Origin of the sequence: Flavobacterium sp. (genome assembly GCF_035292545.1) — a bacterium.
Classification (GTDB): domain Bacteria; phylum Bacteroidota; class Bacteroidia; order Flavobacteriales; family Flavobacteriaceae; genus Flavobacterium.
In genome coordinates this window covers 21,859-36,555 of the sequence record NZ_DATDPV010000004.1, presented here as the reverse complement: position 1 = coordinate 36,555, position 14,697 = coordinate 21,859, and the positions used below count along the sequence as shown (strand labels likewise).

Annotated in this window: 12 protein-coding genes; 7 read left to right on the top strand and 5 right to left on the bottom strand. The window is 35.6% G+C overall.

Annotation, left to right across the window (positions count from 1 at the left end; genetic code table 11):
- Positions 1-44: 44 nt before the first annotated feature.
- On the bottom strand, positions 45-1,292 hold the full coding sequence (locus VI621_RS00685) for a hypothetical protein (protein ID WP_324216466.1): 1,248 nt from the start codon (positions 1,290-1,292) through the stop codon (positions 45-47).
- Positions 1,293-1,439: 147 nt separating this feature from the next.
- Here VI621_RS00685 and VI621_RS00680 point away from each other — a divergent pair, with 147 nt between their 5' ends.
- Positions 1,440-2,036 (top strand): lipoprotein signal peptidase, encoded by a 597-nt coding sequence (locus VI621_RS00680; protein WP_324216465.1) that lies wholly within the window; start codon positions 1,440-1,442, stop codon positions 2,034-2,036.
- Positions 2,037-2,097: 61 nt separating this feature from the next.
- Here VI621_RS00680 and VI621_RS00675 read toward each other — a convergent pair whose 3' ends face one another.
- From VI621_RS00675 to VI621_RS00660, 4 genes are all read right to left on the bottom strand, one after another.
- Positions 2,098-2,298 carry a hypothetical protein gene (locus tag VI621_RS00675; RefSeq protein ID WP_324216464.1) on the bottom strand — a complete coding sequence of 67 codons (201 nt, stop codon included), beginning with the start codon at positions 2,296-2,298 and terminating at the stop codon, positions 2,098-2,100.
- 36 nt (positions 2,299-2,334) lie between these two features.
- Positions 2,335-2,904 (bottom strand): 5-formyltetrahydrofolate cyclo-ligase, encoded by a 570-nt coding sequence (locus tag VI621_RS00670; RefSeq protein ID WP_324216463.1) that lies wholly within the window; start codon positions 2,902-2,904, stop codon positions 2,335-2,337.
- Entirely contained in the window at positions 2,861-4,135 is a 1,275-nt protein-coding gene (locus tag VI621_RS00665) for a pyridoxal phosphate-dependent decarboxylase family protein (protein WP_324216462.1), read from the bottom strand. The genes VI621_RS00670 and VI621_RS00665 overlap by 44 nt, the downstream gene beginning before the upstream one ends.
- A 63-nt stretch (positions 4,136-4,198) precedes the next feature.
- Positions 4,199-5,173, bottom strand: coding sequence for a succinylglutamate desuccinylase/aspartoacylase family protein (locus VI621_RS00660; protein ID WP_324216461.1), 975 nt, complete (start codon positions 5,171-5,173; stop codon positions 4,199-4,201).
- A 149-nt stretch (positions 5,174-5,322) separates the two neighbouring features.
- Here VI621_RS00660 and uvrC point away from each other — a divergent pair, with 149 nt between their 5' ends.
- The 6 genes from uvrC (at position 5,323) to VI621_RS00630 (ending at position 14,693) form a co-directional block, all read left to right on the top strand.
- Positions 5,323-7,116 carry an excinuclease ABC subunit UvrC gene (gene uvrC / locus VI621_RS00655; RefSeq protein WP_324216460.1) on the top strand — a complete coding sequence of 598 codons (1,794 nt, stop codon included), beginning with the start codon at positions 5,323-5,325 and terminating at the stop codon, positions 7,114-7,116.
- Positions 7,117-7,124: 8 nt separating this feature from the next.
- Positions 7,125-9,335, top strand: coding sequence for a patatin-like phospholipase family protein (locus VI621_RS00650; protein ID WP_324216459.1), 2,211 nt, complete (start codon positions 7,125-7,127; stop codon positions 9,333-9,335).
- An 88-nt stretch (positions 9,336-9,423) separates the two neighbouring features.
- Entirely contained in the window at positions 9,424-10,899 is a 1,476-nt protein-coding gene (locus VI621_RS00645; RefSeq protein ID WP_324216458.1) for an amino acid permease, read from the top strand.
- Between the two features lie 240 nt (positions 10,900-11,139).
- Positions 11,140-12,297 (top strand): homogentisate 1,2-dioxygenase, encoded by a 1,158-nt coding sequence (locus VI621_RS00640; protein ID WP_324216457.1) that lies wholly within the window; start codon positions 11,140-11,142, stop codon positions 12,295-12,297.
- Positions 12,298-12,470: 173 nt separating this feature from the next.
- Positions 12,471-13,631, top strand: a complete 1,161-nt coding sequence (gene hppD / locus VI621_RS00635; RefSeq protein WP_324216456.1) for a 4-hydroxyphenylpyruvate dioxygenase — start codon at positions 12,471-12,473, stop codon at positions 13,629-13,631.
- Between the two features lie 291 nt (positions 13,632-13,922).
- A complete protein-coding gene (locus VI621_RS00630) occupies positions 13,923-14,693 on the top strand; it encodes a DUF3108 domain-containing protein (RefSeq protein WP_324216455.1) in 771 nt (256 codons plus the stop codon).
- Positions 14,694-14,697 lie beyond the last annotated feature (4 nt).

Here is a 14,697-nt window from a genome sequence, read left to right as displayed (position 1 = left end):
CTCCAATTCAATTAGAGCGTTTTTTATTTATGCTATGTTTTGATTTAAAAATTCACGACACTTAACTGTTGCAATGAAAAATTAGTACCATAACTATATTGGATGATTGTATTTGCTCCAACGGCAATTAAATGGCTTTCCAATGGAATTACATCAGTCACATTGTCGGCATAAGAATTTTGTAAGGTAAGACCGGAAGAATTTGATGCATCAAAGACTTTTAAACCCTCAGAACCACAGCATACATAAAGAATATTGTTGTTAATTCCCAATCCATAAGGCTGGTTTAATAAATAGGTCGAAATCAGGGTTGGATTTGAAATGTCTGTAATATCAATCACATTTACCTGGTCTGCAATGGCTCCACAGGTTGATCCGCCCCTAACAGTTATATAAGCAGTATTTCCAAAAACCACTACGGGATCGCAAGCTGTGGCGTGAGAGAAACCTGAAACAAAATAAGGATTAAATTCGTCAAATGCATTCACAATTTGCATCCCGTTTGTAGAACCCACAAACAGATATTCTTTTTGCTGGAACAAAGTCTCAAATTGCCCTCCGCCAAACCAATCGGTCATATATACTGCTTTGTCAAAAAAGGTATTCGCTGGAGTACTAATATTAAATACATTCAGCTGAAAACTATCTATCGCATACAAAGCGTTATTGTTAATCTGAAAACGAGCATAAGAACCGCCTGTTCCTACAGTATTTCCATTCGAACTTTCAAGACCTCCCATGGCATCACCCGCCAAAATCAAATCTTGTCCGTAAGGACGGTTTCTGGTTTCTAATTGATATCCAACAACAATTTCATTTGAATTTGGCGTTATGGTATAATCATAAAATTCCGCAGTATCAGGGAACAATGCATAAAAAGACAAAGTATTCTGAACAGTTTGTACCAAAGTAATGTTTTGGATATTGGAAATATCAAAAACCAATAAGTCCACAAAATTATCGGCATAAAGGTAATTGCCTTTAACGGCAATATCATGAACACCCTCAAGGTTGATAAAAGCTATGTTTTGTGGTGATGCGGGATTTTGATTGTCAAAAATGTGAACCCCTTCTTCTTTTGCTATGTAAAATAAGTAGTCTTCGGTAACATATATTTTACCATCAGAATTGGTTTGTCTGGCAGCAGAAACAGTAACACTGTTCCTAATGGCGGTTAAAGATTTTACAACAGGAATAGCAAAGACCGCTTTTTCATTAGAAGTATCATCAGAATTGCAAGAAGCAAAACAGATAAGCAAGCAACTGATTAATGTGAATTTTAATGATTTCATAATAATATGCTTTAAAGTTAAACAAATGTAAATAAAAGCGTAACATAAATCATTATAATTGAAACTATTAAATCTTTCAAAACATTTGAATCATTATCATTTTTTGTTTGATAATATTACTATTTTTGCACCACAAAAAATCATAAAATGTCTTTAAAGAAAGCCTATTTAATTATTTTCATACTATTGCTGGTTGATCAGATTTCTAAAATTTACATCAAAACTAATTTTGTTTTAGGAGAAGAAGTTGAAGTGTTTAGCTGGTTTAAAATCCTTTTCATAGAAAATGAAGGAATGGCTTGGGGAACTGAAATACCTGGGGCTTATGGTAAAATAATTTTAACTTTATTCAGATTAGTTGCCGTAACAGGAATTGGATATTGGTTATGGGATTCAGTAAAAAAAGAAAGTTCGAATTATTTGATTGTGGCTATCGCATTAATCCTTGCCGGCGCTTTCGGAAATATTATTGATTCTGTTTTTTACGGTGTGATTTTCGATGACAGTTATAATAATGTCGCCACTTTGTTTTCTGACCAACCCTATGGAACCTATTTTCACGGAAAAGTCGTGGATATGTTTTATTTTCCATTTTGGAGTGGAAATTTGCCTTCTTGGTTGCCTATTTGGGGAGGGAAAAACTTCACTTTCTTCAATGCCATTTTCAATATTGCTGACATGGCCATCTCAACAGGAGTAGGGGTTTTAATTGTATTCAATAAAAAAGCGTTTCATAAGGACTAAATTTAACACTTTTGTAAAATAAAAAAGACCTATTCATAATTGAGTAGGTCTTTTTCTTTTATTATTTGTTATGTCCGGGAGCAAATCGTTTAGCGCTTTTTTGCCCATGGATTTTCTTAGCATGTCCTGGCGGAAGCGATTTGGCTTTATAGGAGGTTCTACTGCTTCTGGTGCTAGTGTGAACACTACAGTTTGATAATGAAATTGCAAATACAGCAACCAAAAGGGTTAGTGCAAATCTTGAATATTGAAATGTTCTCATAGCTTTAAATGGTTTTATCCGCTGCGAAAGTACGAATTAAAAATTAAAAGAATGAATGGCATCCGGGGTCACACAAAAATTCATTTGAACATCACTTTCAAACACATCAGTAATGATTTCTTCAGATTCAAAGAATGACAATCCAATTTTGATTACATCAGGCTTGCATTCGGACAATAGTATGTCATAAAAACCTTTGCCATAACCTACGCGATGTCCTTTTTTGTCAAATGCCAAAAGCGGTACAAAAACGACATCAATTTTGTTGGATGGGACTTCAATGCCATCAACGGGTTCAGGAATATTGTATGCGTTTTTCCTGATTTTGGTATTATCGGTTAATAGAAAATGAATCATCTTTCGGGTTTCAAAATCACTTTTCGAAACGATAATTTCTTTGTCTTTCCCTGATAAAAGATGCAGGATAAACTCGGTATTCACTTCTTTTTTTTCTGTAATAGGCAGGAAAATATGGAAATACGTTTTATCCCAAATTGGAAGTTTCAATAGTTCATTGGCTATAGCCAAACTTTTAACTTCAATTTCTTCTTCGGAAAGTTGGTTACGTAATGTCAAGTATTTCGCTCGTAATTCCTTTTTTAGCATGGACTGTGGCTTTTAAATCGGTTATAAAAGTACTCAAATGATCTATTTCCACGTGATCCATGATTACAATTTTATACCATAAATTACCTTTGCCATGTTTTTGAGGAACCAAATCGTATTTTTCTTCCAATTCTTTTGTGATATATTGAGCCTGAATAGTTACAATATTCATAAAAGGTTCTCTAAAATATTTCACCCCCAAAGCATCTAATTGTTCGCACAACCATTCGGTTCTCATTTGTAAAACCCGTATTTTTTCACACCATCCAAAAGGACCATACGTAAATAAAATCATCCAGACTGCGATGGCATTTGAACCCGAGCGGCTTCCGCAAAGCGTCAAATCCATGCCTTCGACATATTCGGCTTCTTTGGTCAGTACGTTTTCAATCAATCCTTTTCTGCAGATGAATACGCCGGTTCCATAAGGTGCCTGAAGCATTTTGTGAGCGTCGATAGTAATGGAGCTTATCTTTGGATTTTCAAAATTAATGTCACAATTTTTATTGCTGAACGGATATACAAATCCGCCATAAGCACCATCAATATGCAATTTATAAGTCAATTTATACTTTTCCAGCATTTGAATATAGTCATCCGGATTATCCACAGCGCCAAACATGGTGGTTCCCATATTTGAAACTACAATGAAATATTTTTTGCCTTGTGCTTTCGCTTTTATGATAATGGTTTCGAGAGCAAAAACATCAATTACGCGGGTATAAGTTTCAACTGGGATTTTCAGCCAGTCGAGCATCAATAAATTGGCTGCTTTCGGAATAGAATAATGGGTGTCTTCCGAAGCAATAATGGCAATTTCTGTTGGTTTTGCATTCAATTCATACATGAAATAATTACGGTACATCCAAATCGCCTGGATGTTTGCTTCGGTTCCGCCAGGAGCAATATAGCCATCGAAAGAATTGGGTTCTGCTTTGAAAATATCTACGGCAAGAACGTTTAAAACTTCACGTTCTATTTCCTGGGTGCCTTTAAATGCTTTTTCGGAAGTGCCAAAAGTATGACAGCCGATATGATTGGGGTTTGCAACATAAGTTTGTAAAATGGGTGCGTCCTTTAAGAATGAGGCCTCACTATTAAATACTTTTCCGTCTAACTTGGATGCGGGATAACCTAAAGAGGTGTCATGTGTAAAATTTACATTTTCTTCTAACGCTTTTTGAATGCGTTCTTGTTTCTCTTTTTGAGATAGTTTTTTCCAGTATAACATGTACAGTAATTTTCACCAAAATTAGCACTACAAAATGATTAAAAATATGATAATTGTTAGGTTTTAGTTTTTCAATTTTTTTGATATATGATAAATGGCATCACCCTGATACACAATGGGTGCGTCGTTTACATTGAAAATATAACCCGAATCTGTTGCTTTTACTTTGTGCTCAACTTTCCCGTAAGGATCAGAAATGGTGGCTAACAGCTGCCCTTTTTCAACATAACTTCCAATTTTGGTATAACCATGAAACATTCCTGAATATTTAGCCCGAATCCAAGTTGATTTTTCTATGTAGATGGTCTTGTTTTTGGGGATTGAAATTTTCTTTGTCGAATTTAACATTCCGAGATAATCCAAGACCCGTTTAGACCCTTCAAAACCTTCCCGCGTGATTTCGTCATTGATGTCGATGGATTTACCGCCTTCAAACAACAACATTTTTACACCCAATTTGTCGCAGGAATTTCTAAAAGTGCCTGATATGTTTTTTGAATAGTATGAAAACGGAGCATGAAAAACATCGGCTAAAGCTTTCAATTCAGGATTATCAGGAACAACGCGAATTTGTGGTGCGTTGAAACGACTTGCTCCGCCCGAATGAAAATCAATCACATAATCTACATGCGGAATAATTTCTTTCAGTAAATTATAGGCAAATCTGCTTGCCAAGGAACCCGTTTTGGTGCCCGGAAACCCGCGATTCAAGTCACGGCCATCGGGAAATTCACGCTTTTGATTCAGAAATCCAAAAACATTAATCACCGGAATACAGATGATGGTTCCGATTTTAGGCTTGTTGATTTTTTGAGTTATAATTTGACGAACAATCTCAATCCCGTTAATTTCATCGCCATGCAAACCAGCTGTAAACAAAATTGTCGGGCCATGAAATTTGGAACGTTCGACAATTATTGGAATTTTCAGTTTGGTCATAGTATGGAGTTTCGCAATTTCCATGTTAATGGTTTTGCTTTCTCCAGGCAAAATAGTTTCCTTTAAAATCGTGATATTTTTAAGTTCGTGGTGATTCATAGCAGGTTAAAAAGATAAAAATATACAATTATGAGTTATGAATTATAAGTTATGGACTGTTTTTCGTATTTAACAGTTCTAATTTGTAATTTTGAGGAATGAACTTAATCAATCCCGATAGCTTTCGGGTTATTAACCGGTAGTAATAAATGATAATTCCTTCTTTAGAACTTCAAATACTAACCTTGCCTGATAGTGCGGGGGTGTATCAGTATTATGATAAAGAAGATAAAATCCTTTATGTCGGGAAAGCCAAAAACCTAAAAAAACGGGTGGCTTCCTATTTTAATAAAATCCACGATACGGCAAAAACCAATGTGCTCGTAAAGAAAATCGTTACCATAAAACACATTGTCGTTCCTACCGAAACCGATGCGTTACTGCTGGAAAACAATCTGATAAAAACCTTGCAGCCCAGATACAATGTGTTGTTACGAGATGACAAAACCTATCCTTGGATTTGCATAAAAAAGGAACCTTTCCCGAGAATATTTTCTACCAGAAGAATGGTCAAAGACGGTTCGGAATATTTTGGTCCTTATACCAGTTTCAAGACCGTTCATACCATATTGGATTTAATCAAAGAATTGTATCCGCTCCGAACTTGTAATTATGATTTGAATAAATCGAATATCGATAACGGAAAATTCAAAGTATGTTTGGAATATCATATTGGCAATTGCAAAGGACCATGTGAAGGACATCAATCCTTAGAAGATTATCAGAAACAAGTGGATGCCATCCGAGAAATTCTGAAAGGAAATTTCAAGGAAAGCATGAAAGATTTTAAGAAGCTGATGACCGATTTGGCGTCCGAAATGAAATTTGAAGAAGCGCAGAAAATAAAAGAAAAAATAGAAACCCTTGAAAACTACCAATCGCGTTCTACGATTATCAATCCAAAAATCACGAATATCGATGTGTTTTCGATTGTTTCCGATGAAAGTGCCGCTTTTGTGAATTTCCTGCAAATTTCTCATGGATCCATCATTCGTTCACACACGATGGAAATTAAAAAGAAACTAGACGAAACCGACAAAGAATTATTAGAATTGGCGATTGTCGAATTACGGGAACGTTTTCATTTATTATCAAAAGAAATTATCGTTCCGTTTGATGTAGAAGTGGGCGAAAATATAAAAGTTACGGTTCCGCAATTGGGAGATAAAAAGCAAATTCTGGATTTATCCATTCGCAATGCAAAATTCTACCGAATTGAACAATTGAAACAACTGCAAATTGTAGATCCTGAACGTCATACAAACCGGATTATGGCGCAAATGCAAAAAGATTTGCGACTTTCGGTCGAACCACGCCATATTGAATGTTTTGACAATTCGAATATTCAGGGAACCAATCCAGTTGCGGCCTGTGTTGTTTTTAAAGATGGAAAACCCAGTAAGAAAGATTACAGGCATTTCAATATCAAAACCGTCGATGGACCCAATGATTTCGCGTCAATGGAAGAGGTGGTTTACAGAAGATACAAAAGATTATTGGAGGAAAACGAACCTTTGCCGCAGCTCATCATCATTGATGGCGGAAAAGGGCAATTATCATCGGCATTGAAAAGCTTGGATGAATTAGGATTGCGAGGAAAAATTGCCATTATCGGCATAGCAAAACGTTTGGAAGAATTGTTTTATCCGGGCGATTCCGTTCCGTTATATTTAGATAAAAGGTCAGAAACGCTTAAGATTATTCAGCAATTGCGAAATGAAGCACATCGTTTTGGAATCACTTTTCACAGAGACAAACGAAGCAAAGCAGCAATTCAAACCTCGATTGAAACCATTCCCGGAATAGGCGAAAAAACGATGCTCACGTTAATAAAACATTTCAAATCCGTTAAAAGATTAAAATTAGCTACCGAAAAAGAAATTTCTGATATCGTTGGGCTTTCAAAAGCAAAAAAAATTACCGACTTTTACAAAACCAATTAGCTAATTAAATGAAAAGATTTGCATTATTAATTCTTTTATTTCTCGCTTCCCTAACCTCTTTTTCACAAGAAACAGAAAAAAAGCCTTTAAAAGTCGGGCTTGTTCTTAGTGGTGGCGGAGCAAAAGGATTTGCGCATATTGGTGTTTTGAAAGTATTGGAAGAAGCAGGTGTCAAAATAAGTTACATTGGCGGAACCAGCATGGGCGCCGTTGTCGGCGGACTATATGCTTCTGGATATAATGCAAATCAGATTGATTCTATTTTCAAAACCACTGATTTTGATAAGTTACTTAAGGATTTTATTCCAAGATCTTCCAAGAATTTTTATGAGAAAAGAAACGACGAATTGTATGCGTTTACTTTGCCTTTTCATAGATTTAAAGTAGGAATCCCTACCGCTTTGTCCAAAGGAATGTTCAATTATAATTTATTGACCCGGCTCACGCATAATGTCAGACACGTTAGAGATTTCAATAAATTGCCAATTCCATTTTTATGCATGGCAACGAATATCGAAACCGGCGAGGAAGTCTTGTTGGATAAAGGATATTTGCCACAGGCTATGTTGGCGAGTTCGGCATTTCCATCATTATTTTCTCCAGTAGAAATCGATGGAAAATTATTAGTAGATGGAGGGGTTACAAACAATTATCCGATTGAGGAAGTAAAAAAACTTGGAGCAGATTTCATCATTGGAGTTGATGTTCAGGACGATTTAAATGACAGAACACAGTTAAAAGACGCTACAAAAATATTGGTTCAGATTTCCATTCTTCAATCGATGGAGAAGATGAAACAAAAAATAGCAAAAACGGATATTTACATAAAACCAGACATTACCGGTTTCGGAGTGATCTCATTTAGTGACGGTCAGGAAATCATTGAAAAAGGAGAAGAAGCGGCATTTGCTGTCTATGAGAAAATAAAAGCAATAGCGGATCAATCTAACGGTTTTGTAAAAAACAACAATCGTATTTTGAGCGACAGCATACCGCTTAAAAATATCCGTATTAATGAATTAGAGAACTATACAGACTCTTATGTGCTTGGAAAATTAGGATTTAAATCAGGGAAAAACATAAGTTACAACGATTTCAAAATAGGAATAGATAATTTGACCGCGACGCAAAACTTTAGCGCCATTAGCTATTCATTAGACCCCAATAATTCCCGGGATGATTTGAATATTTATCTGACAGAAAATCCGGTTAAAACCTTTTTGAAATTTGGATTGCATTATGATGGATTATATAAAAGCGGCATTTTGCTTAATTTAACCCAGAAAAAAACATTTTTTAAAAATGATATCGCCTCTTTTGATATAGTACTTGGGGATAATTTTCGATATAATTTTGATTATTATTTAGATAATGGTTTTCACTGGAGTTTTGGTTTTAAATCCAGACTCAATAGATTTAATAAAAACGTGGCAACCGATTTTAGTGATGGTCAGTTATTGGCTCAGCTGGGAATAAACAGCATTAATATTGATTTTTCGGACTTTTCAAATCAAGCGTATCTCCAGACTGTTTTTATTCAAAAATTTCTGATCGGCGCAGGATTGGAGTACAAACATTTAAGGATCAAATCGAAAACATTAGAAAACTCAACGCCAACTCTTGAAAAAAGCGATTATTTAAGTGCTTTCGGTTATTTGAAATATGATTCTTTTGATAATAAATATTTTCCAAAAAGCGGATGGTATTTTTCTGGAGATTTCCAGTCGTATTTGTTCTCCTCTGATTATACAAATCAATTCAACAGGTTTTCAATTGCAAAAGGCGATATAGGAATAGCAAAAACTTTTTTTAAAAAGGTAACGCTGAAACTTCAAACCGAAGCTGGTTTTGCGATGGGTAAGAATAGTGTTCCTTTTTTCAATTTTGTGCTTGGAGGCTACGGCTATAGTCCGGTTAACAATTTCAAACATTTCTACGGCTATGACTTTTTAAGTATAAATGCCAATAGTTATATTAAATCAGCTTTTACTTTAGATTATGAAATTTTCAAAAAAAACCATTTGAATTTCTCTGCAAATTATGCCAATCTTGGGGACAATCTTTTTAAAAATACAGATTGGATTTCAACACCTAAATATAATGGATATGCAATTGGATACGGTATGGAAACTATTATTGGTCCAATAGAAATTAAACATTCATGGTCGCCAGAGTTAAGCAAAGGGTTTACTTGGTTTACTGTTGGTTTTTGGTTTTAATAAAAAAATGGGGTTAGGTTCATTTTATTGTTTGAAATTATAGAAAAAGCAATATATTTGGATTCTAAAAAAAATTAAAACTGTAGATATGTCTATTTGGAAAAGAAAACCCTTAGCACAACTATTAAATGAAGCCTCAGAATCTGAGAAAGGATTAAAAAGAACACTAACCGCCTGGTCTCTTATCGCGTTAGGAATTGGAGCAATTATTGGAGCAGGATTGTTTGTAAGAACGGCAACAGCTGCCGCTCAAAATGCGGGACCATCAGTAACCATAGGATTTATTGTTGCCGCTATAGGTTGTGCATTAGCAGGATTATGTTACGCGGAACTTTCTTCCTCTATTCCAATCGCCGGAAGTGCTTATACTTATACTTATGCCACCATGGGCGAGCTGCTTGCCTGGATTATTGGTTGGGATTTAATTCTGGAATATGCTGTTGGTGCTGCCACAGTAGGAATCGCCTGGAGTGAATATCTCAATAATTTACTGGTCAATGTGCTCCATACGAGCCCCATTCCGTATTCCCTTTCGCATTCCCCTTTCCAAGTTTCAGATTTAGGAGAACAAGGAATCATTAATTTACCAGCACTTTTTATTGTTGCTGCAATTAGTTTACTTTTAATAAGAGGAACACAAGAATCGGCTTTTGTAAATGGAATAATCGTAGTGGTTAAAGTTGCTATTGTAATTTTAATTATTGTTTTAGGCTGGAGTTTTATAAATCCGGTAAATCATACACCTTATATCCCGGAAGCATCTATTTTCACAGATGAACACGGTATTGGTCACAGTTATGGAGGAATTATGGGGATTCTTGGCGCTGCCGGAACGGTATTCTTTGCCTTTATTGGTTTTGATGCAGTAAGTACAGCAGCACAGGAAACTAAAAATCCTAAAAGAGACATGCCAATTGGTATTTTAGGCTCACTGGCAATTTGTACTGTTTTGTATATTCTTTTTGCTCACGTTTTAACGGGAATGGCAACAGTGGAAGATTTTAGAACTGGCGGAAAAGAAGCTTCAGTCGCTTTTGCAATCAGTAAATACATGATTGGATATGAATGGTTGGCCCAGTTTGTAACGGTTGCTATTCTTGCTGGATTCTCTTCTGTGATTTTAGTAATGTTGTTAGGACAATCCAGAGTATTTTATGCGATGGGTAAAGATGGCTTGTTACCAAAAGCATTCGGTGATTTGCACCCAAAATACAAAACGCCATACAAAGCAAATCTTGCTATTTTAGTAATTGTTGGATTATTTGCAGCATTTATTCCAGGAGATATTGTTGGAGACATGACCAGTATTGGAACTTTATTTGCCTTTATCTTAGTTTGTATTTCGGTTATTGTTTTAAGAAAAACGGAGCCAAATATGAAAAGAGAATTCAAAACGCCTTTCGTGCCTTTCGTACCAATTCTAGGTGTTATCGTATGTCTTGCCATGATATATGGTTTAGGATGGACAAACTGGTTGAGATTAGCGGCATGGTTAGCACTAGGACTTGTGATTTATTTTGTTTACGGAAAGAAAAACAGCAGATTGAATAATCCAGATAAATAATCCAGATTTATAAATTATAAAAAGGCATTAAAAAATTGATTCGTCAATTCTTTAATGCCTTTTGGTTTTATAAATATTTCACAAGAAACAAGGTCAAAATTTAAATTTTTACGATATTTGTTACCATGAAAACAACTTGGGTCGGGTTATTAGGTTATCTGAAATTCCTTATTAAGAGAAATCCGGAATGAGTTGGGTTTTTTTCAGCTTTATAATTTAAACTTAAATCAAAAAAAAACCATGCCAATATATCATAAATTGGGAAATTTCCCCCAAAAACGACATACACAATTCGAGAAGCCAGACGGCGGTTTGTATTACGAACAGCTTTTTGGAACCGAAGGCTTTCACGGACATTCTTCGTTGTTATATCATGTTCACAGACCAACGCAAGTCAAAGAAATTCTAAAATCCTATTCGGTTGAACCCAAAATTGCCATAGGAAAGAACATAAAATCTTTACTTTTAAAAGGATTCGAATTGAAACCCGAAGACGATTTCCTGGACAGTAGAAAACCCATGTTAGTCAATAAAGACTGTACTATCGGATTAGCAGCACCAAGAAAATCGTTAAGAGATTATTTCTATAAAAATGCCGATGCTGACGAAATGATTTTCATCCACAAGGGGAAGGGAAAATTACGGACCATGGTTGGAAATATTCCTTTTGAATACGGCGATTATCTCATAATTCCACGCGGAATGATTTACCAGATTGATTTCGAAACTACAGAAAACCGATTGCTTTACGTTGAATCTTTCGCCCCTTTTTATACGCCAAAACGTTACAAAAACGAATCCGGACAACATTTAGAGCATTCCCCATTTTGTGAACGCGATTTTATCTTGCCAACCGAATTGGAAACACACGATGAAAAAGGGGATTTCCTAATCAAAATCAAAAAAGAAGGCATGATGCATGAATTTGTTTATGCGACACATCCCTTTGATGTTGTGGGTTGGGACGGATATAATTTTCCGTACGGATTCAGCATTCACAATTTCGAACCTATAACCGGTCGTGTGCATTTGCCACCACCCATTCACCAAACTTTCGAAACGTCGACTTTTGTAATCTGTTCCTTCGTTCCAAGATTGTACGATTACCATCCAAAAGCCATTCCCGCGCCTTATAATCACAGCAATATCGATAGCGATGAGGTATTGTATTATGTAGATGGCGATTTCATGAGCCGAAACAATATAGAGCAGGGACACATTACGTTGCACCCAAAAGGAATTCCTCACGGACCCGCGCCAGGAGCAATGGAAAGAAGTATCGGTCATAAAGAAACCCAAGAACTCGCAGTAATGGTAGACACTTTCCGCCCGTTAATGGTGACAGAGGAAGCCATGGGATTAGACGATGGGCAATATTATAAATCTTGGGTAGAATAAAGTCATCCTGAGCGTAGTCGCAGGGAGGAGCTGTTTCCTGCTGTACACTATATCTTTTTCTTTTTGGCAGCAAAAAAAAGGATGCCGTTTCCATCAGGGCTAGGAATTTTGAATCAATATCAACAATTTCGGTAATCAAATACAAGATTATCCGAACAAAAAAAATAAATACAATGTCAAAAGAAGTAAAATCAGTAGAATACGGACTAGAAAAAATATTTGAAGGAGCACAAGATTTTCTTCCATTATTAGGAACCGATTATGTAGAATTCTACGTAGGAAATGCAAAACAAGCCGCACATTATTACAAAACCGCTTTCGGATACCAATCATTAGCTTATGCAGGATTGGAAACCGGCGTAAAAGACAGAGCTTCGTATGTGTTGAAACAAGATAAAATCCGTTTGGTATTAACTACGCCATTAAATGCGGATTCTCCAATCAACGAACATTTAAGAAAACACGGAGATGGAGTAAAAGTGGTAGCTCTTTGGGTAGAAGATGCAACCAGTGCATATGAGGAAACGATGAAACGTGGCGCCCGTTCCTTCATGGAACCAACTGTTGAAAAAGATGAGTTTGGTGAAGTAGTGCGTTCCGGAATTTACACTTACGGAGAAACGGTTCATGTTTTCGTGGAACGTAAAAATTATACTGGAATTTTCTTGCCAGGTTATAAAGAGTGGAAATCAGAATATAATCCGGAATCAGTAGGATTAAAATATATCGATCACATGGTTGGAAATGTGGGATGGAATGAAATGAATACTTGGGTTAAGTTCTATGAAGACGTTATGGGCTTCGTGAACTTCCTTTCGTTCGATGACAAACAAATCAATACCGAGTATTCAGCCTTGATGAGTAAAGTAATGTCAAACGGAAACGGACGCATCAAATTCCCAATCAACGAACCTGCTGAAGGAAAGAAAAGATCTCAAATCGAAGAATACCTTGATTTTTATGGAGGTCCCGGAGTACAGCACATTGCCATTGCAACGGATGATATCATCAAAACGGTTTCGGAATTAAAAGCTCGTGGTGTCGAATTCTTATCTGCGCCGCCTCATGCTTATTACGAAGCAATTCCGGAAAGATTAGGCGTTCATATGGATATGATGAAAGAAGATTTAAACACCATCGAAAAATTAGCCATCATGGTTGATGCCGATGAAGATGGTTATTTATTGCAGATTTTTACCAAGCCAGTGGAAGACAGACCAACACTTTTCTTTGAAATTATCCAAAGAATGGGCGCTAAAGGTTTTGGAGCAGGTAATTTTAAAGCCCTTTTTGAATCAATAGAAAGAGAACAACAATTAAGAGGAACATTGTAAAAAAACTAAAAATCTTAATTATATCATAATTTCAACCGCCGAAAAGACTTAATTTTTGCAAAATATATGTTAAAGTTGGTTTTTTACTAAACATAAGTCAATTCTTTGAATATCTTTGCACTCACAAAAATGAAGGAGTGGTTTCCTGATTTTTTATATAAGTTTTCATAATTTATAGTTTTTTGGTTGGTTAATAGCATAAAAACTCAGTCATTATTTGACTGGGTTTTTTTGTTTTAATACATTTGGAACGGAAATTGCATTTATGCTTATAAATCAAACCATTTAATTATGAAAAAAGTAATCGTTTTCTTGTTGTTTATCGTGACCGTAGGTTTTGGAACCCAGAAAGAAGACGCCTATGATACTGGGGAATGGTTTAAATTCCGAATCCATTATGGTGTTGTAAATGCAGGATACGCTACTATGGAAGTCCGAGATGCAGTAAAAAACAATAAAAAAGTTTATCATGTTATTGGTAAAGGTTACACTACAGGAATGTCGAGATTTTTCTTTAAAGTGGAAGATGTGTATGAAAGTTACATTGACAAGGTTACAGGTAATCCATACCAATTTGTCAGAAAAATAGACGAAGGAGGATATAAAAAGAATCAGGAAGGCTTTTTTAATCAGTCTTCAAATAAAGTTGTGGTAAAAGACTACAAGAAAAAAACAGAAAAAAACTTTTCCATTCCAGAGAATACACAAGACATATTGTCTGCGTTCTACTACTTAAGAAATCATCCCAATATTGATAAATTGAAAGTAGGAGAATCTATAGCTATCGATATGTTTTTTGATGAAGAAACCACAAAATTTAAGTTAAAATTCGTGGGACGAGAAGATATAAACACTAAATTTGGAACGATATCGACTATGGTTTTTAGGCCATTAGTAAAGTCGGGTCGTGTCTTTAAAGAAGAAGAAAGTCTTACAGTCTGGATTTCAGATGATAATAATAAACTGCCAGTCAGAATAAAAGCCAGTCTTGCTGTTGGGTCTATAAAAGCAGATATAGATGCTTACAAAGGATTAAAACATTCCTTTAAAATAAAAAGCTAAACCA